14 protein-coding genes and 8 pseudogenes are annotated in these 17552 nt (G+C 59.2%); 15 read left to right on the top strand and 7 right to left on the bottom strand.

Annotation, left to right across the window (positions count from 1 at the left end; genetic code table 11):
- Nucleotides 1–52: 52 nt before the first annotated feature.
- Nucleotides 53–376: pseudogene (locus QMG84_RS20145) on the top strand (DDE-type integrase/transposase/recombinase); the annotation flags it as partial.
- A 1120-nt stretch (nucleotides 377–1496) separates the two neighbouring features.
- On the opposite strand, the gene QMG84_RS20140 reads toward QMG84_RS20145, so the two are convergent.
- Nucleotides 1497–1685 carry a hypothetical protein gene (locus QMG84_RS20140; protein ID WP_281932592.1) on the bottom strand — a complete coding sequence of 63 codons (189 nt, stop codon included), beginning with the start codon at nucleotides 1683–1685 and terminating at the stop codon, nucleotides 1497–1499.
- A 228-nt stretch (nucleotides 1686–1913) separates the two neighbouring features.
- Between QMG84_RS20140 and QMG84_RS20135 the strand changes: the two genes are divergently transcribed.
- Nucleotides 1914–2225, top strand: a complete 312-nt coding sequence (locus QMG84_RS20135) for a CBS domain-containing protein (RefSeq protein ID WP_281932591.1) — start codon at nucleotides 1914–1916, stop codon at nucleotides 2223–2225.
- On the opposite strand, the gene smbP is transcribed toward QMG84_RS20135, so the two are convergent.
- Both smbP and QMG84_RS20125 read right to left on the bottom strand, forming a co-directional pair.
- Nucleotides 2205–2513, bottom strand: coding sequence for a small metal-binding protein SmbP (gene smbP, locus QMG84_RS20130; protein WP_281932707.1), 309 nt, complete (start codon nucleotides 2511–2513; stop codon nucleotides 2205–2207). The two genes, QMG84_RS20135 and smbP, sit on opposite strands and share 21 nt — an antisense overlap.
- Nucleotides 2487–2627 (bottom strand): annotated as a pseudogene (locus tag QMG84_RS20125) (IS6 family transposase); the annotation flags it as partial. The pseudogene QMG84_RS20125 and the gene smbP, both read right to left, overlap by 27 nt.
- A gap of 72 nt (nucleotides 2628–2699) precedes the next feature.
- Between QMG84_RS20125 and QMG84_RS20120 the strand changes: the two are divergent.
- Nucleotides 2700–3272, top strand: a pseudogene (locus QMG84_RS20120) (transposase); the annotation flags it as partial.
- A gap of 342 nt (nucleotides 3273–3614) precedes the next feature.
- On the opposite strand, the gene QMG84_RS20115 reads toward QMG84_RS20120, so the two are convergent.
- Nucleotides 3615–4616 carry a complex I NDUFA9 subunit family protein gene (locus tag QMG84_RS20115; protein ID WP_281932590.1) on the bottom strand — a complete coding sequence of 334 codons (1002 nt, stop codon included), beginning with the start codon at nucleotides 4614–4616 and terminating at the stop codon, nucleotides 3615–3617.
- A 342-nt stretch (nucleotides 4617–4958) separates the two neighbouring features.
- On the opposite strand from QMG84_RS20115, the pseudogene QMG84_RS20110 reads away from it, so the two are divergent.
- Both QMG84_RS20110 and QMG84_RS20105 read left to right on the top strand, forming a co-directional pair.
- A pseudogene (locus QMG84_RS20110) lies at nucleotides 4959–5679 on the top strand (IS6 family transposase).
- Nucleotides 5680–5736: 57 nt separating this feature from the next.
- Nucleotides 5737–6405 (top strand): annotated as a pseudogene (locus QMG84_RS20105) (IS701 family transposase); the annotation flags it as partial.
- A 168-nt stretch (nucleotides 6406–6573) separates the two neighbouring features.
- On the opposite strand, the gene QMG84_RS20100 reads toward QMG84_RS20105, so the two are convergent.
- Nucleotides 6574–6783 (bottom strand): hypothetical protein, encoded by a 210-nt coding sequence (locus tag QMG84_RS20100; protein ID WP_281932589.1) that lies wholly within the window; start codon nucleotides 6781–6783, stop codon nucleotides 6574–6576.
- Between the two features lie 343 nt (nucleotides 6784–7126).
- On the opposite strand from QMG84_RS20100, the gene QMG84_RS20095 reads away from it, so the two are divergent.
- Nucleotides 7127–7462, top strand: coding sequence for a hypothetical protein (locus QMG84_RS20095; RefSeq protein WP_165056231.1), 336 nt, complete (start codon nucleotides 7127–7129; stop codon nucleotides 7460–7462).
- 126 nt (nucleotides 7463–7588) lie between these two features.
- Here QMG84_RS20095 and QMG84_RS20090 read toward each other — a convergent pair whose 3' ends face one another.
- The gene (locus QMG84_RS20090) at nucleotides 7589–8260 is read right to left on the bottom strand and encodes an IS6 family transposase (protein WP_281932588.1); all 672 of its coding nucleotides are present in this window, start codon (nucleotides 8258–8260) and stop codon (nucleotides 7589–7591) included.
- Between the two features lie 574 nt (nucleotides 8261–8834).
- Here QMG84_RS20090 and QMG84_RS20085 point away from each other — a divergent pair.
- The 9 genes and pseudogenes from QMG84_RS20085 to tnpC all read left to right on the top strand — a co-directional run bounded on the left by QMG84_RS20085 (nucleotide 8835) and on the right by tnpC (nucleotide 14760).
- Nucleotides 8835–9249: pseudogene (locus QMG84_RS20085) on the top strand (transposase).
- 43 nt (nucleotides 9250–9292) lie between these two features.
- Complete coding sequence (locus tag QMG84_RS20080) at nucleotides 9293–9739, top strand: GlsB/YeaQ/YmgE family stress response membrane protein (RefSeq protein WP_349362234.1); 447 nt, start codon at nucleotides 9293–9295, stop codon at nucleotides 9737–9739.
- Between the two features lie 38 nt (nucleotides 9740–9777).
- A pseudogene (locus tag QMG84_RS20075) lies at nucleotides 9778–9963 on the top strand (transposase); the annotation flags it as partial.
- 238 nt (nucleotides 9964–10201) lie between these two features.
- Nucleotides 10202–10663, top strand: a complete 462-nt coding sequence (locus tag QMG84_RS20070; RefSeq protein WP_281932587.1) for a PRC-barrel domain-containing protein — start codon at nucleotides 10202–10204, stop codon at nucleotides 10661–10663.
- A gap of 306 nt (nucleotides 10664–10969) precedes the next feature.
- Nucleotides 10970–11439, top strand: a pseudogene (locus tag QMG84_RS20065) (IS6 family transposase); the annotation flags it as partial.
- Nucleotides 11440–11713: 274 nt separating this feature from the next.
- Complete coding sequence (locus QMG84_RS20060; RefSeq protein ID WP_281932586.1) at nucleotides 11714–12193, top strand: hypothetical protein; 480 nt, start codon at nucleotides 11714–11716, stop codon at nucleotides 12191–12193.
- 182 nt (nucleotides 12194–12375) lie between these two features.
- Nucleotides 12376–12801, top strand: coding sequence for an IS66-like element accessory protein TnpA (tnpA, locus tag QMG84_RS21610; protein ID WP_413661933.1), 426 nt, complete (start codon nucleotides 12376–12378; stop codon nucleotides 12799–12801).
- The gene (gene tnpB / locus QMG84_RS20050) at nucleotides 12798–13154 is read left to right on the top strand and encodes an IS66 family insertion sequence element accessory protein TnpB (protein WP_165056354.1); all 357 of its coding nucleotides are present in this window, start codon (nucleotides 12798–12800) and stop codon (nucleotides 13152–13154) included. The genes tnpA and tnpB overlap by 4 nt, the downstream gene beginning before the upstream one ends.
- A 70-nt stretch (nucleotides 13155–13224) precedes the next feature.
- On the top strand, nucleotides 13225–14760 hold the full coding sequence (gene tnpC / locus QMG84_RS20045; protein ID WP_281932585.1) for an IS66 family transposase: 1536 nt from the start codon (nucleotides 13225–13227) through the stop codon (nucleotides 14758–14760).
- 836 nt (nucleotides 14761–15596) lie between these two features.
- Here the strand turns inward: tnpC and QMG84_RS20040 are convergent.
- Nucleotides 15597–17180 (bottom strand): cytochrome B6, encoded by a 1584-nt coding sequence (locus QMG84_RS20040; protein ID WP_281932584.1) that lies wholly within the window; start codon nucleotides 17178–17180, stop codon nucleotides 15597–15599.
- Nucleotides 17181–17552 lie beyond the last annotated feature (372 nt).

The raw sequence follows: 17552 nt of genomic DNA, 5'->3' as shown, positions 1-17552 counted from the left end.
CCGAGCCGTATCGCCCGGAACTACCTACGCCGAAGTTAACCTGACATCGCCAGGCCGACTGCCCCGCGCCATCACGCTCGATGGCTACCAGGCTTCGCATCGAGCGGCGCGCGAATTCCTCGCCGAGCATCAAGGCGGCGCGCGGACTCAATTTGGATCTTCAAAATACTTGAATAACCTCACTGAACAGGATCATCGATCGATCAAGCTTCGCTTGGGCCCAATGCTTGGGTTGAAGCGGTTCCGAACTGCCTCGATCACCATCGCTGGTATCGAGCTCGTGCACCGGATCAGGAAAGGTCGGTTCAAACTCGGAGCGCTTCGCATCAAAGACACCCGTGCGCCGGAAATCTGGAACACAGCGCTCGTTGCATGACCTCCGCTCATGCCCTCTGGCCATTCGTTGTTTCGTCACGGAAATTTTGCACCACAGCCCTCTATCTGGCGTCTACAGCCCGCATCGAGTAGACAGTCTCCTCACCAAACAAATGGGGCTAGGAGGGCGGGCGGGGTTCTCGGATTCATCCTCGCCCGGTGGGGTACCTCTGACATCCCAATAATTGCATCGACTGTCATCGTGTTCGCGGTGCTTTCAGGCATTTTTGGCTTCTTCGTCCCCTGGTATAAGCCTCGGTGACGAACAGCAAACGCCCGCCATTACGTCGACTTGTGGCGCAAGGCGCAGCGCTGCCGGAATGTGAGCCGGACGCCAGCCTCGCTGATTGCCTTCCTGGCATCGCGCTTTACACGGCTTGGCGTGGATGCCTCGGCGAGCTTCGCAACAAGGGCCTCAATCTTACTGCGGCGCATTCTTTTGGCCTTCGGGGGCGCAGCTATCGGCGCGGGAACGGCCGGCGCGGGAGTCGTTTCTGCAAGGCTCGCAAGGATTTCCTCGGCGCTACGGCGCGCCTTACGAGGCACCGGGACTGCTTTTGGCGCGGTCGAGGACTCGTGGCTTGGGACGGCGCGCGGCTGTCGCTTGTCGGCGGCTGGCCCGGCTTGAGGCCCCTTTCTCGTATTGGGGGGATGCTCGAGTTTTTCGTGGCTCTGGCGGCCGCGGCGCGGTCCCGGCTCGGGCTGCTTCTCGAGGTGTTGCGGTTGATCGAGGACCTCGATGATCCTTGTGCCGGCTGCCTGCCATGGGCGGGCTGCCGAGATTCCGTCAGCCTTTTCGGTGAATTTGGGGGCGAGTGGCTCGCTCGACGGCGCCGGCCCCGGAAGTTGAGAGAGGCGCCCCTGAGTTTGGCGCTTGGGTGGCTCTGCGCTCCCGAGGCGAACAACTTGAACCGCAAAACTACCCCCGCGGCGCTTGAAGCCCTGCAGGTCTGTCGAAATCCGCTTCAATGACGAGTCCTTGTGTGGCTATAAACGGAAAGGAGGTCGCGGCTGGGGTAGCGCTACCGTGTTCCGGCGTTTTCGCAAGCGACACAATCCCCATGACTGAGGCGCATCGACAGCGCGCCGTTTCGTATATCCGCCATACAAGCCGCAGGCCTTTAGCCCTTTACGATTTTGTAGCCCGCAGCGTGAAGTGCGGCCACGACGGCCTTGGCTAAATGAGCACTATCTTCTTCATTGCTCCTATGATGAGCATCTTTCACGCCTGTGGTAGAGCTTGGGTCTATGAAATTCGCCTTGTGAATTGCCTCGGCGATAAGAACCAAAACGTGATTTTCTTCAGACATGATTTCTCTCCAAGGGCTTGGGTCAGGCGCCAGCTACATCGGGGTCGAGTATCTTACTAACAGCCTAAAACGGCGACAAGGCGAGCCAAGAGTGTTGGGAGGAAACAGCGGATGCCCTCCGATAGGCCCGCCTGTTAAATAGGAGTTCCCCATGAAGGTAAAGGATGTGATGCACAAGGCGCTGAATGGGTTTCTCCCGACACGCCGGTCGCCAACGTGGCGCAGAAGATGCGGGAACATGACATTGGGGCGGTTCCGGTTGGCGAAAACGATCGACTTGTCGGCATGATTACCGATCGCGACATCACAATCAGAGCCGTTGCTGAAGACAAGGAACTCTCCCAGCTTACCGCGCGCGACGTGATGACCAGCGGCATCATTTATTGTCGTGATACTGAAAAGGGTGGGTTTGGCGCCGTCGAAAGAATGTTAACAGCGCGAGCATCACCGATGAGAATTCGTCTTACCTGTAGCGGCCCGAGCGTGGGTATAACGCCGGGCCGCTCTCGTTTATCCGTCTTATTTCGTCGCAGCTTCTAGGTGCGTCAATGCCTCTTTGGCGTGCCCTGTAGCAGCGCCGGCATTTTTCTTCTTGCCCTCGTCAATCGCCGCCTCAAGATGCTTAATGCCTTCCTCGGTATGCGTATTGGATTTCACCTTCTCGGCCGCCTCGGCATGCTTGAGCGCGGCTTCGGCGTGGGTGACGAGTACGTCCGCCTGTCCTTGCTCCCCGGTGGCGATGGCCTCCTTCGTCTGGCTGATGGCCTCGGCCAGGTGATCCTTCGCTAAGCCGAGACGCGGCGCCAAATCAATTCCGCGCTCGGCCATGATCTCGACGAGGTCTCGAAAACTTAGCTTGAACCGCAGATACCGCCGTACGCAGAGGATGATGATCTCTCGGTCGAAATGGCGGCCTCTGAAGAGATCATCAATACTCAGCATATGGATTAGGTCCTCTGCTCAGCACCTTCTCCTGAAAATATGCCCCGCTTCCGCTGTTTGCACCAGAGCCGCGGGCGCAACAAGGAGGCGGATTTCCGCGGCGAGAAGCGCTCGAACGAGACGCACGCCTCGACGACCGACCCCGAGGCGTGTCTCTATCGCAAAGGCCCCGGCAAGGAGGCGAAGCTTTGCTTCATCGGCCACGCGCTGATGGAGAACCGGCATGCGCTCTTTGTCGACGCCTGCCTCACGCCGGCGGATGGCCACGCCGAGCGCATCGCGGCGCTGCACATGATCGAGCCGCGCGTCGATCGGCCAACGGCCATCACGATCGGCGCCGACAAGGCTTATGACGCCGAGGATTTCGTCAATGAGCTGCGCGCGATGAAGGTGACGCCGCATGTCGCGCAAAACACCAGCGGCCGCGCTTCGACGATCGACGGACGCACGACGCAGCATGCGGGCTACGCCATCAGCCAGCGCATCCGCAAGAAGATCGAAGAAGGCTTCGGCTGGATCAAGATCGTCGCTGGTCAGGAGCAGACAAAGTTCCGAGGTCGCGCGCGGGTAGGCTGGGCGTTCACTTTTGCGGCCGCCGCCTACAATTTGGTGCGGCTGCCGAAACTGATGGCGGCGCCGACATGAGCGCGCCCGCCGGGTGCAAGCTCGTTGGTCGCTGGCGGATCGTCGAGGCCGACATTTGGGATCGAGACTATCTCGACCTGTGCGGATCGGCGACGATCGTCATCGGCGCCGACGGCCGCGGGGAAATCGCCTTCGGCGCGATGCAGGCGACTCTCGATGTCGAATACGCCCCGACCTCGATCGCTTTTGCCTGGATCGGCTTCGACGAAATGGATGAAGTCTCCGGCGATGGGAACGCCGAATTGCGCGACGACGCCTCAATCGAGATCCAATTCGAATACAGCGGCGACGAAGCCCTCTCAAAGCGAAGCGGGAGGATTCTTCAACAGCCTGCTAGACAAACTAGCTCCGCTGTCCCTGATACTGCCCCGTCTTGCGGTATCGGAAAAGATAGGAAGGCACGATTGTCTCTATCGCCTCTGGCTGAATGCCGAGACCTGCGAACGTTCGGCCTTCAGCCTTGGCTGATTCCGATACGACATTGTCGTGGCGCAGCAGTTCGACCTGGTCTGTGGTCATTCGCAGAAGTTTGGGGAAAAGACCCTGCGACAGGGTCGTTAAAAGTTGCATGATAGACGCGACGGCCTTGCCGAATCCGAAAGAAAGGCTGACTAACCTTCGATCCCGCTCGGTTACCTCCAAAACATATTCGACAAGCTCGATGAAAGTCTTTTGTTCCGGTCCGCCAAGCTCATAGATCTCTCCTGGTTTAGCGCCGCCGCCAAGCGCGAGCGCCACAGCATCGGCGACATCTTCGACGTAGACGGGCTGAAATTTCGTTTCGCCGCCAACAATCGGTATTATTGGGAAATAGCGCGCCAATGTAGCGAAGCGATTGAAGAAGTCGTCTTCGGGCCCGAAAATCACTGAGGGACGAATGATGACGGCGGACGGAATGTTTTCCAGAACGGCCACCTCCCCCTCAGCCTTAGTGCGGCCGTAGACGGAAGACGATTGAGGATCGGCGCCGATTGCAGAAATTTGCACGAAATTGGTGATTCCCAAGGCCTTGGCGGCCTGGGCGACGATACGAGCCCCTTGCACGTGAAGGCTTGAAAATTTTTGCGTGCCAGTTTCAGCCAAAATTCCGACGAGATTGACGACGGCGTCTGCGCCACGCAGAGCAGCCACGATTGATTCTGGATTGCGTAAATTTGCTTGAACGGCTGCGATTTGTCCGGGGGCGCCCAGTGGCTGCAGATAATACGCGAGGTCAGGCCGGCGGCAGGCAACACGCACGCGCCAGTCGTCCCGCGCAAGCGCCCGCACAACATGGCGTCCGACAAAACCAGATCCGCCAAAAACGGTCACCGAACGTTCTGCGCCAATTTGATCCTTTGTCATCGTCCGACCTCCACTCCCGCTTTTGCTTGTCCTGCCGCGGTTTTTCTGGGCCGCCTACTAACGCGGCTTGAACGCGAAGACGATGCGCCGTTCGCATTAACTCGAGTCGAACGCTAAGATTTCAAGAATAAAGGGCTCGATAGTGGTTCCGATCTGCGCCTGTCTTTTTGAGCTGGTGATCAAGTCCTTCTCCTGCACCACGTCGTAAATCTCTCCTTCGGGTTCCGGACTGGACCGACGCGGAGCAAGGCGACCTTATTCGCACTGGGCCTCTTTGGCTGGCTCTGTTGCAAAAACGTGGGCTCTGCGGCTTGATGGGTCCGAGCGCGGGGGAGGCAAGCGATGTCGGACTTCAAGGGACGCCATTTTGAAGGTGAGATCGTGCTCTGGGCGGTGCGATGGTATTGCCGCTACGGCGTCAGCTACCGCGATCTCGAACAGATGATGGGGCGAGCACGGGGTCTCGGTCGACCACTCGACCATCTACCGCCGGGTTCAGAAATACGCTCCTGAGATCGAGAAGCGGCTACGCTGGCAGTGGCGCCGCCCACGGTCGACGAGCTGGCGGGTTGACGAAACCTACGTGAAAGTCGGCGGCAAATGGGCGTATCTTTACCGGGCCGTCGACAAGCACGGCGACACCATCGACTTCTACCGTTCACCGACGCGGAACGCCCAAGCCGCCAATCGCTTTCTGTCCAAATCGCTGACCGGGCTCAAGGCTTGGGAGAAGCCCCTGGTCATCAACACCGATAAGGCGCCGACCTACGCGGCGGCGATTGCCGAGCTGAAGAGGGAAGGCAAATGCCCAAAGGAAACAGAGCATGCCAAGTCAAGTACTTGAATAATGTCGTCGAGGCGGACCACGGCAAGCTGAAGCAGCTGATCCGCCCGGTTCGAGGTCATGAGGGCGCTGCGCAAGGGGCAGGCGGCGATCTTCAACCTCACGCGCGACATGCGAGGCGAGGCCCGTATTGTCGAGCGCGCTTTTGGAATCGGCTCCTGCGTTCTTGCCGAGGCAATGCAATTCGTCAGTGAGCGGATCGAGCTCAAGGCGGCGTGATACCCCGCCAGCTACGACAGTCGCGCTTCTGCGCCCCGCTTCAGGGCTTGCAACAGAGCCCGTGTTATGATCGAGCGTGCGATCGCGGCGAAAGTTCCCTTCTCCTTCGTCACCGCCGACACTGTCTATGGCGTCGGCGACATCGAAATGGCGTTGCGGCGCGCCGGCAAGGGCTATGTGCTTGGCGTGAAATCCAATGACCCTTTTCACTCCTGGGACAGGCCCCAGACCGTCGCCGGAACGGCGAAGGAGATCGCCGAGGGCTTGCCGGCCTCCGCGTGGCGGCGTCTTTCGGCGGGCGCGGGAACGAAAGGCGAGCGCTTTCACGACTGGGCCTATCTCGAACTCGCTGATCTCGACGCTGGCGAATACAACAAGGCTCTCGCCGGGCAGGCATGGACGCGCGGCCTTCTGATCCGGCGCAAAATCGCCGATGGCGATCTCGCCTTCTTCACGGCATGGGCGCCGACCGGAACATCGATTGAAAGACTGGCGAAAATCGAAGGGCGTCGTTGGGCGATCGAAGACAGTTTCGAAACGACGAAGAATGAACTCGGCCTTGATCACAACGAGACGCGTTCCTGGCATGGTTGGCGTCGTTACGTGTCGCAGGTCATGCTCGCCTTTGCCATGATGGCGGCGATCCGCGTTCACGCCAATACGGTCGCGTCGCCCCCAAAAACAATGCGGCGCAAGCCGACGACGTCCAGTCCGCCTCAGAGCTGACGAGCCCGTCGCTTATCCGCTGGTCCATGCAGGAAATCCGCCGCATCGCAACGCGGCTGGCTCGAAAGCGCATCCGACCAGAGTGCGTCATCGCTTGGTCGCTTTGGCGAAGAGCCCATCAAGCCCAGGCAAAGCGTGCTCACCTGAAATCGCAACTGTAATGCTAGGTCATGCCTTTTCTGTTCCTCCTAGAAAGTTGGGTGCGCCAGGCCCGATATCACAGAGCAAATCCATTATGAGCTGCACGATTGGCAGAGAAAAAGGGTAGCCAGGATTCCAGAGCAAGCTCAACAGATTATTGTAGCTGCCATAAGCGCCATAATCTTTGATCCCATCCAGGTTGGCGTTTGCCGAGCGGAATGGAGCCTTGGCCGTCATTCGCGACCGGTCTTCGAGAAATTCAGCAGGACGGAATTAAGAAGCTCCCGACGCTTTTGGATGAAGTAGCCGAAAAATCGCCCGACGGGACGAACAATTAACACGTTCACATTATTGCATTTGATATCAAGTATCCTTGACAACATTTGTCCTTTTGCCACGCTACAATACCCGCGCCGGTCATTAATCGATCTCGACTGCGTTCAACGCGATCTTCACAACGGCGGCGGCCATGATCGTGGCGAGCGCAATCGCCTCGCCAAGAGTCCAGAATTTCCAACTGAGGCCTCACCGGAGATCCACTTTCCTGGAATTTGTTTGGCTGGCGCGCCATATTTAGGGGATGATCGATAATCTGAAAAAGCCGATGACCGCCTCAGAGTTGAAGGCAAGGGCTATTGCCGTATGGGATAATGAGGGCGGAGCAGCTTCCGGCGATCAGTCTAGGGCTAACGCAAAGCAGGAGATTGGCATGCCTTCCGAATGGGTAAAATGCACATCGGATGATGGCGAGACGGGCATCTTCGTCAATCTTGCGAGTGCCGGAACGATAGTCCCTCACAAAAAAGGATCTCGGATCACGTTCGCGGTGAGCGAAGAAAATTACGTAGACGTCATGGAGACTCCAGAAGATATTATGAAGCTTCTATCGGAGGCTAAGAATACTGACAGGCCTTAAGAGCGAGAAGGGCGTCCTGGCCGGCAATGCGTGGAGCATGACACGCATACAAAATGCGGAAGGCAGAAATTGGCTTTGTCGCAAATTTTTTGTGCGGCCGAGGTGGGCCTGGAACAACGACGAGGTTTACACCGCCAGCGAGTAGAATTGCTGTGCGGGACACAATTCGCCCGTCGTCCGCAACTGCCCCTTTCGGATCATGTGCATGAGCTCGACTCCTGCGAGGGTTGCCATAGCTGCTCGAAAGGACTTGAACCCTAGCATTGGCCGCGCCACTCGTTTGACGGCTCGGTGATCCTGTTCGACGATGTTATTCAGAAATTTGTTTTGGTGGATTTCGATTTCCGCCTCATGTTCGGCGTTGTAGCTTTCGATGGCCGCCGTGTTGGCGCCGCTCTTCTCGATCGTGATCTTCTTTGGCACGCCATGCTGATTTATCGCCTTGCGTAGGAACCGCAATGCGGCTTTACGATCCCGCTTGGCCGTCAACAGGAAGTCCACCGTCGCGCCAACTTTGTCGACGGCCCGATACAAATATTTCCAGCTGCCTTTGACCTTCACATACGTCTCGTCCAATCGCCAGCTTGCGCCGACCGGACGCTTGCGGGCGCGAAATTGTTGATCCAGCAGCGGGACGTATTTGACGACCCAGCGGTTCAGCGTGGAATGGTCGACTTCGACGCCGCGCTCTTCCAGCATTTCCTCGAGCTGCCGATAGCTGATCGGATATGCCACATACCACCGGATGCCCCACAGGATCACCTCGCGTTCGAAATGGCTGCCTTTGAACTCGATCATCGCGCCGTCTCGCCGAATTTGATTCTAGCGATTATACGCCAAGCCTCAGCCCCGAAAAGTTTGCGACAGAGCCCTATCTCGCCCCTCGGCTGGGTTTGGCGCGTTCACTCGGCAGGGTTCCTGCGGACCCAGCTTTTTTTCCTCGTGGCGCGAGCCGATTGGTTTTGGGGGGCTTTTGGGATGGACCGACGACCGGTCGCCTGACGCCGGAGCGCCACCCTCATTATCCCAACTCTCGACAGCTTCGGGGTCGGCGTCAGTCACAGGTTTTTTCTTTTTTGTCATGCGCATAATATGTCTCTGACGGAGACGGTTTCCATGCCGTCAATCCGTCGAATTGCAAACTGATCCGCTGCAGCGAGCGTCTGGGTAATCGGCATCCGAAGCCGATGCACTATTCTTTGAGGCGATTCTGCTCGACCTTGCCTCCCGGGAGCCTGTGCTGCGCTAGACGCGGGCTCGCCTCGTCGGGCCGATGTTGCCGGAGGAATTGCGTGCGCGCTCTTATGAGCTCGTCTATAAAGTTGCCGGCGTGAGGGCGGCATCGTGATTCACAGCTTCCGAGGAAGCGCCAATGATTCCGGACCGCATTTGGCTAACGGACGCCCAGTTCGCGAAGATCGCGCCACACCGTCCCACCGACACGAGGGGCAAGGCGCGGGTCGACGACCGGCGAGTGATCAGCGGCATCGTTCATGTGCTGAAATCCGGCGGGCGCTGGATCGACGCGCCGCCAGAATACGGGCCGAGGAAGACGCTCTACAACCGTTATATATCCGGCGGCAGATCGAGGCCGGCAGAGCCATGCCCAACAGCCCAAGGCGAATCGAAAGTGGATGAACTGCTTCTCGCCATTCCTCTACCGCAACCGCAACGCCATCGAGCGCATGTTCTGCCGGCTGAAAGACTTCACGCGCATCGCCACACGCTATGGTCGGAACGCAGCCGACTTCCTCGCCGCTGTCTGCATCGCCGCGATAGTCAGCTAGACCCTAGCCTAAGCCTTGCGGCACGCGTCGGCGTATTTTTTACATGCATCGCCGCGGGCCTTGCATTCGGCGATCTGTGCTTATCTGGCATGAAGAAATTTTTTTCTTCACGATGTCGGGCCAATCAGCAAGAGCGACCCATTTGTCACTCCTGCCAGGGGTGTCAGGAGGTCGCGATGAACCAGCCGCTAGGTATTCTCGGAACGCCCGACGTAGGATTTTTCGCCCTTCTCGTCATTGGCGGGTTAGCCGGTTGGATAGCGGGTATGGTTACACAGGGGTGCGTAATTGGGTACTGACGAACATCCTTGTGGGGGTTGCAGGGTCATGGATCGGATCGCAGCTCGCGGACCTCTTAGGTATTGTCGTGCGGGGGTCGCTTGGGCATTTTATTGCTGCCATCGCGGGCTCGATTTTGATCATCACCGTATGGCAGAGATTTCATCCGGGCGCAGGACAAGGCTATTCAGATAAGTATCCCTCCATTTAGTGCAGCACAGCGCTACGATGGGCCAAAGTTATCGCCGCGTTCCCGGCGTAGGTCCAATCACGGCGCTCGCCTTCCGCGCCACGATCGACCGAGCGGATCTCTTCCAGCATTCGAGGGACCTGGGCGCGCATCTCGGCTTGACGCCGGCCCGCTACCAATCCGGAGAGACGGACATCCTGGGCAGGATCAGCCGATGCGGCGACGAACTCGCTCGCATGGCGCTGGCCTGCCGCAGCTGCCGGCAAGGTCGTGACAGATTGAGACGCCTCGCCTTCCTGACCCCATCAGGCGGCGGCCCGAGCGCCGACCGCAAAGAGAGCGTGCGACCCACGGAACGGTACGAGATTTGATCAGGGCGGGACAGCTTGACTTCAACTACCCCAATCAGAAAGGGAGGAACGATACGCTGGCCCACGCGTTCACGGCGCACATGACGCCGCCGGAGCTCGGGATCTATGCGAGATGTTCAGCCCCTACAAAGAGCGTGAGCACGGCATATCGCAGGAAGGCGAGCGGTGGCCGTCGCACGCATGGGAGAGTGAAATGGCTACCGCCGCTCCTTATTCAAAAATCAACCTGATCTCGAGCCAGCATATCGATGGCGCGGCCGTTTTTGACATGGCTGGCAAGGAAATCGGCAAGATCGACCATTTCATGATTGATATGGTCTCGGGCCGAGTGCTTTACGCGGTCGTTAACTTCTGCGGCTTCATGTGCCTGCATCCAGGACACCATCCGATGCCTTGGACCTCGCTAAAATTCGACAGAGATCGTCGTGGCTACGTGACGGACGTGAGCCAAGAGTTAGTCGAGAGCGCGCCGGAATATAGTGACGAAAGCTGGACGGACCGTGAATGGGAAGCACGGGTGCATCAACATTACCACGCTCGGCCTTACTGGGAGGCATCGGCGGCCGCGCAGTAAAAATCCAGCACGGCGCCGCACCGGATGAGCGACTACCGGCGCATCTGACGCCGCCCGACGGGGTGGCATAAGTACGTGCGCCCGGTGAACACCGCCGCGATGCATCGTGCGAGCCGGGCGTTCCTGAAACACGGCGCTGGCGGCGCCGGTTGAGGGACCGTACATGGTTGCCACCCACCACGCGTCTAATCCGGCGTCGTTGTGGGACCCCCACGCCGATCTGCGCTGGCGCTACGCGGGCGACTTCTCCGCTCACGCACGGGCGCCTGAGCTGGGAGTGCACGGTGGCACCCGCGCGCGCCAGCGCCATTGCTGGAGCGTCAGTTCCGCGCCCGCAAGCGTCCCATCGGCGGGAGCTGGCGACTGGACGAGACCTACGTGAAGGTCAAGGGCTGGCGGAAATATTTGTATCGGGCCACAAGGCTGGCGCAACGGTGGACCTTCTGCTGACGGTCAAAGCGGGACCGCAAAGCCACGTTGCGGTTTCTGCGCAAGGCGATCGGTCAGCATGGCTCCGGCAAAGATCACGATCGACAAGAGTGGCGCGAACACGGCGGCGCTACGAAATCCGCCAAATCAAATATTTGAATAACATTGTCGAGCATGCTCACCGAGCCGTCAAACGCGCGACGCGGCCGATGCTGGGCTTCAAATCCTTTCGATCAGCCGCGGCGACGCTCACGGGGATCGAACTCATGCACACGCTCTGCAAGGGACAGCTCGGAACGACGAGCGAATTGCGTCCAGCGCAGCAGTTCTATGCCCTGGCAGGGTAAGCCAGATCATCCTCGCTGCGCTCATCGCGTCTTGGGTGAAAATTTGCGACAAAGCCCGGCGGCGAACAATGCATTTCGTTCGGCGGCATGCGAGTCGATCGCACTGTGGCGGCCGAGGTTATCGATAGCTTGGCCCAGCTCGGGATCGAGGCGGCGATTGGAGCTCAAGAAGCGCACAGCCGCGCCAGCAAGGACAAGCGCCGGCCATACTAAGTTCCCAGCCACACAAACGTCGATCGTCTCATGCCGTCCGTCCAACCGAAGCCAGCTCTCCTTGAACAATAACGAAAAACTGCGACCGATTATTTATCTCGGCCGCAAGCTTTTCATGGCAGTGCAGGATCCCAAGCTGCCTCTGCCGGAAGCGGCGCGTCGCATCCTTTGCGTCCTAGTTGATATACTGGGTTTGCTCGATCAACGCATAAAGCTCCTGGACATCGCAATTGCTCTGCGCGCCAAAGAAGGCGAAGTCGCGCGTCGCGCGGGCGTCCACACATGTCGCAGATTTCTTCTTGGCCCAGACCAGCTGTTATTGCCGCTCCCTTTGAAGGGCTTATCTACATCTTGTCACTCGCGTGATGAGGTGAAGTCCTCAAGGGAGTCGGATATGTTTACGAAAATTCTATCATCAGCTTTGATCGCCATCGCTGTGGCTTTGGCCCCAGCTGCAGCATCAGCGCATGGGTGCCATCATCACCATCACCACCACCATGACATGGATAACAATGGCAAGACCGATAACGGTAGCAAGTGATGCCACTCCGCCGCTGACGACGGATTAGACAAGGGATAGACGATGCCCGTCGTCAGCGGTTGCCCTGCGAAATGGGATTGAGGCGATGAGATTCTCGCAAAAGCGTAAGCGCTGTTGCGGTCCCACCTTCCAACCGATGCTGAAAGCAGCGAGTCTGATCTCCTGATTTGGAGATAAGGCTTGTGTCCAGACTTGACCCTACGCTTGAGCCTAATGGCGGAGCGGTGCGCCGGATCGAAGTGATCACGGGCGGCGGCGAACGTCGTCGACGATGGTCGGTTGCGGAGAAGGCGCAAGCCGTCGAAGAGTCGCTTGCGCCTGGCGCGGTGGTTTCAGTTGTCGCGCGACGGCATGGGCTGGCGCCGCAGCAATTGTTTTCGTGGCGACAAAAGGCGCGACGGCAAGCGGAACTCGATGCTGTTTCATTTGCGCCGGTTGTTGTCGAGCGACGAGAGGAAGCGCCCGTCGCTCTGGGGTCGGAGAGCAGACCGGTTGCTCGCCCGCACGTGATTGAGCTCGCAATTGACGGTGCAAGCGTCTGGATCTGGCGTGACGCGCCCATGGGCATGGTCACGGCGATTATCGACGCCTTGAAGGCGAGTTCATGATCGGGCCGACAGGCGCGATCCGCGTCATGGTGGCGACGAAGCCCGTCGACTTCCGAAAGGGCGCCGAGGGCTTGGCTGCGCTGGTCCGAGAGACGATGCAGGCAGATCCTTTTGACGGCGCTGTTTATGTGTTCCGCGCGAAAAGGGCTGATCGCATCAAACTGGTGTTCTGGGACGGCACGGGCGTCTGTCTCTTTGCCAAGCGGCTGGAAGATGGCGAGTTCCGCTGGCCGAAGATCGAAGACGGGGTGATGCGGTTGTCCGCGGCGCAGTTTTCGGCGCTGCTGGAGGGGCTCGACTTTCGCCGCGTGCGCGCAGCGAAAGAGACGGCGGCGCCGACCTTGCCGGGATAAGCCGCGACACAGTGAATCAAGGGCATCGAAGAACGGCGAAAGGCGGTGGAAAATATGGTCTTCTGCGACTATGGCGCAGGCGATCGAGACGCTTCCCGACGATCCAAACGAACTGAAGACGATGCTGCTTGCCGAGCGGGCGTGCAACGAGCGTCTCGTTCAGATCATCAAGGAGATGCAGCGCCATCGCTTTGGACGGCGCGCCGAGACCCTTCCCGAAGACCAGATGCTGCTCGCGCTCGAAGAGGTCGAGCAGACGGAAGCGGGCGCCGCGGCGGAGGGGGAAGCCAAGTCCGCCGCCGAACGTGAAAAGGCGGCCAGAAAGCGCCGCACGAACCGTGGCGCGCTACCTGCCCATCTCCCGCGCATCGAAACCATCGTCGACATCGAGGATAAAGCCTGTCCTTGCTGCAAGGGCGCGCTCCACCCGATCGGCGAAGATGTCTCTGAGCGGCTCGACGTCGTGCCGGCGCAGTTCCGCGTGCTGGTGACGCGTCGACCCAAATACGCTTGTCGCGCCTGCGAGGGCGCGGTCGTGCAGGCGCCGGCCCCGGCGCGGCTGATCGAAGGCGGCTTGCCGACGGAGGTGACAGTCGCACATGTGCTCGTTTCCAAATACGCCGATCATCTTCCGCTTTATCGCCAAGCACAGATCTACGCCCGGCAGGGGATCGCCCTCGACCGTTCTACGCTCGCCGACTGGGTTGGTCGCGCCGCCTGGCATTTGCGGCCCGTGCACGAGCGGCTTCTGGAACACATCAGATCGTCGACGAAAATCTTCGCTGACGAGACAAGGGCGCCGGTGCTCGACCCCGGGCGCGGGTGTACCAAGACTGGCCAACTTTGGGCTTATGCGCGTGACGACCGGCCATGGGGCGGCGCCGATCCGCCAATCGCAGTCTATGTCTATGCGCAAAACCGAAAGTCCGAGCAGCCGCTCACGCATCTTGCTGGCTTCACGGGCGTCGTGCAGGTCGACGGTTACGCCGGCTATCGCGCGCTGACGCAGAAGAACAGCGTGTCGCTGGCCTCCTGCTGGTCTCACGTCCGCCGGCGCTTCTACGAACTCGCCGCAGCAGGTCCCGCGCCGATCGCCGGCGAGGCTCTGGCGCGCATCGGCGAACTCTACGCCATCGAGAGCGACATCCGCGGCCAAAGCGCCGGCAAACGTCGGGACGCGCGGCAGGAGAAATCCCGCCCCATCCTCGACGCGCTCGAGCCATGGCTGCGTGAAAAACTCGCGCTGATCAGCCAGAAGACCAAGCTCGCCGAGGCGATCCGCTACGCGCTCTCGCGCTGGGACGGCCTGACACGCTTCATCGACGACGGGCGCATCGAGATCGACTCCAATGTCGTCGAACGTGCAATCCGTCCCATCGCCCTCAATCGGAAAAACGCTCTCTTCGCGGGTTCGGACGGAGGCGGCGAAAACTGGGCGATCGTCGCCTCGCTCATCGAGACCTGCAAGCTCAATGGCGTCGATCCGCTGGCCTACATCGCTGACGCTCTTTCTAAGATCGTCAACGGCCATCTCGCCAGTAAGCTCGACGAACTGATGCCTTGGGCCTATGCACAATCCGCCGCGGCCTTCAAAGAGGTGGCCTGAAAACAGCGGTTACGCAAAAGCGCAATACGATCGCAAAGCAGCGCAAGGCGACGCATAGACGTCCGCTAGCCCTCCGCCGATCCAAAAAAGCTTGAGCGCGTCTCAATTGAAGTGCCCCAGCAGGCATTCCAGTCTCATCTACGCCATTGAAATAATCTTGAAAGCTAACTTATTATTGGAAAGAGCTACCGACCCGCGCCCTCACAATGGGGCGATAATTGCGGGTCGGAGGTCGTTTTATTAGCAGCCCCAGACCCAACCAGCACCGGGGTCCCACTGCCAGCAAGAACTGCCGCCATACCCACCGCCGTAGCCGGGGTAGCCGTAGCCCGTGGCCCCTGCGATTCCCGCGCCCAGAACTCCAGCTGCGGCACCCGCAACGCCAGCGGCGGCGCCAACCGCCGCGCCCGGGAGGCCGTAGCCGCGGCGATAATAACCACCGTAACGAGGATAATAACCCCGGCGATAGCCCCTATAGTAAGCTTTTTCGAGCGACGCGGTTAGGCCGACGCTCGTCGGACTCGCAGCGCTCATGGGGCCGCCAAAAACTTCGGCCGGTAGAGCCGCGAGCGCGGTCGCTCCGCATAACGCGGCAGCGATAAACGTCACACTCTTACGCATTTTCAACCTCCGTTTTTCAGGCGCGCGCCGGGTCGATCCCCTCCCCCCGTACGCAAGCCGAGCGCCGCTTCTGCGCCCGAAATTAGATAACTAAGCCCAAACTTGAAGCTGTCGAGGCCCAAGCTGACACAAGTCCTTTTATTTTTCCGTGATCTGATCTGATCGGGTCGGCTAATCGCGAATGTAACGCCAGCTGAATTATTTCTTGAGCGAGCCTACAGCTGTCGCATGAAGTCAACCAGATCGTGCTTTTCCTCGGGAGTGAGTTTGAGTTCAAGGATGAGGTTGAAGAACTCCACTGTGTCTTCCAGGGTCAAAAGCCGGCCGTCGTGGAAATACGGCGGGCTGTCCTTGATGCCCCGCAGTGTGAACGCCTTGACTGGTCCATCTCCAGCTTCTTCTTTCAGGAATCGCTCAATGTGGAGGTCGTGCATCTGGTTGTCGAGGTAAAACGGCGCCGGATGACAGGTGGAGCATTGCGCTTTGCCAAAGAACAGTTTCTCACCTGCGATTTCGCTGGCAGTGGCCTTCGCGAGGTCGAGTCTGCCCGTCACAGTTAGTTTCGGAGCTGGCGGAAAATCGAACATGTTCTGCATCTGGGCCATATGCGACACCTGGATCCGGTCCAGGATGTTCATGCCCTTCTTGATGGCGTGAATTTCGTCGCCATTGAAGTAAGCGGTTCGCTGCTCAAACTCGGTAAAGTCCTCCACCGAACGTAAGCTACGCTTCGACCCGTGAATTTGTTGATTGAACAGCCCGCGCAGACTGACTGTGTCGAGCCGCAAGCGCCGCTGCTCAGGCCGTATGTCTGGATTAATGTGGAACTGACCGCTCGTGTGGCCGTTCACATGGCAATCAAGGCACGTCACTCCCAAGGTGGGCTGAGCAGTCTTCCGATCGTCCGTTGGGTTGAACTCTTCTTGAGGGAACGGCGTCAGCAGTAGACGCAAGCCATCGAGCTGCACGGGCGTCAAGATGTCTTTGAATAAGTTGTAGTAATTGTTGATAGAGACCACTTCACCTCTTGAGACGTCGCCGAGCTCCGGCCGGTTCTGCAGAAACATCGCCGGAGGAAACTCGGGCAGAAAGGCCTCGGGAAGATCGAACTCGACGTCGTATCGCTCCAACCGCGGAAACATTTTGATTTGCATCTGGGGAAAGACTTGGCCGCCCAGCCCACCTCCTTGCGCTACGTGAGGTAGCGCCCTGTAAGGGAAGATGTCCCGCTCGCGAATCTCGGCCGGGCTCAACTCGGCCAGCGCTTCCCATTTCATTCCCGCCGACAATTTCGCCGTAGGACCCACCGCGAGGGGTTTGCCGCGCGACATTGTGACAGCCGGGTCGAGTTTCGGTTCAAGGTTGTAACGGCTTTCGAGAAGCTTGCGTTGGGCGGCCATGACCTTTGGCTTAATCGCGACGCCCGCCTTATAAATGTCCTCAAACGTCACCCCAGGCTTCATCGCGCCAAGGGGATCACGGTAGAAGTCGAAACCGAGCATTTGTCCGCGATCTTGTTGGCCAACCAATGCCTCCGACGAGGGCGCCGCATTGCTCGGTTTGAAGACATCGGAGAGGTCGTGGGCCGTTTTCTTCTGTTCCGGCCGCTCCACCGGAGCTTCCTTGGGAGTCTGCGCCACTGCGATTGCATCGGCGCGCGCTGCGTCAGTGGGCGATTGAGATCTCGCGCTCTGGGGAGCGGTAAGTAGCGCCACGCTGCCGACCAGAGCGCCGAGTGCGACCGCAGGAGTGATCCCCGCCACGGGTTTCCCGTATTTTCTTCTCAAATCGAGTGACATTGAAGACCCCTGTGAGACGTAACTCGAGATTCCTCACTGGAACGCTCCACCTGTACCGGGGTTCCGGATTTCAGCTGACGCAGGTCCAGGATCAGCGAACGAACCGCCCGGAAATGGGTGAAGCGCTTCGAGGCAAAGGGCCAGCGGGGCTCCGTCGCTTGCTATCAGCCGGCGGGCGCGTTCGAAGAATATGGCGCAGGTCGTCGTCATGAGGGTGAGACCGCATGTTTGGCATTCGCAAGAACATGCTTAAGAAAGCTCGGTGTGAGATCAGAGCCGTAGGCGTATGGGACCGCCTCCCTGAAGCAAACGGCGACGGTGGTTGATGCGCTTTATAGGGTTCTGATGGGGTCGTCTAATCGCGGTTGTAGA

Source organism: Methylocystis iwaonis (genome assembly GCF_027925385.1).
GTDB classification, from domain to species: domain Bacteria; phylum Pseudomonadota; class Alphaproteobacteria; order Rhizobiales; family Beijerinckiaceae; genus Methylocystis; species Methylocystis iwaonis.
Note: the sequence above shows the minus strand (reverse complement) of the source record. Positions and strands in the feature narration are given on the sequence as shown.

Coding starts and splice junctions, on each gene's coding strand:
- QMG84_RS20140 (WP_281932592.1), bottom strand. CDS start 1,685: ATGTCTGAAGAAAATCACGTTTTGGTTCTTATCGCCGAGGCAATTCAC.
- QMG84_RS20135 (WP_281932591.1), top strand. CDS start 1,914: ATGCGGGAACATGACATTGGGGCGGTTCCGGTTGGCGAAAACGATCGA.
- smbP (WP_281932707.1), bottom strand. CDS start 2,513: ATGGCCGAGCGCGGAATTGATTTGGCGCCGCGTCTCGGCTTAGCGAAG.
- QMG84_RS20115 (WP_281932590.1), bottom strand. CDS start 4,616: ATGACAAAGGATCAAATTGGCGCAGAACGTTCGGTGACCGTTTTTGGC.
- QMG84_RS20100 (WP_281932589.1), bottom strand. CDS start 6,783: ATGACGGCCAAGGCTCCATTCCGCTCGGCAAACGCCAACCTGGATGGG.
- QMG84_RS20095 (WP_165056231.1), top strand. CDS start 7,127: ATGATCGATAATCTGAAAAAGCCGATGACCGCCTCAGAGTTGAAGGCA.
- QMG84_RS20090 (WP_281932588.1), bottom strand. CDS start 8,260: ATGATCGAGTTCAAAGGCAGCCATTTCGAACGCGAGGTGATCCTGTGG.
- QMG84_RS20080 (WP_349362234.1), top strand. CDS start 9,293: ATGCATCGCCGCGGGCCTTGCATTCGGCGATCTGTGCTTATCTGGCAT.
- QMG84_RS20070 (WP_281932587.1), top strand. CDS start 10,202: ATGTTCAGCCCCTACAAAGAGCGTGAGCACGGCATATCGCAGGAAGGC.
- tnpB (WP_165056354.1), top strand. CDS start 12,798: ATGATCGGGCCGACAGGCGCGATCCGCGTCATGGTGGCGACGAAGCCC.
- tnpC (WP_281932585.1), top strand. CDS start 13,225: ATGGCGCAGGCGATCGAGACGCTTCCCGACGATCCAAACGAACTGAAG.
- QMG84_RS20040 (WP_281932584.1), bottom strand. CDS start 17,180: ATGTCACTCGATTTGAGAAGAAAATACGGGAAACCCGTGGCGGGGATC.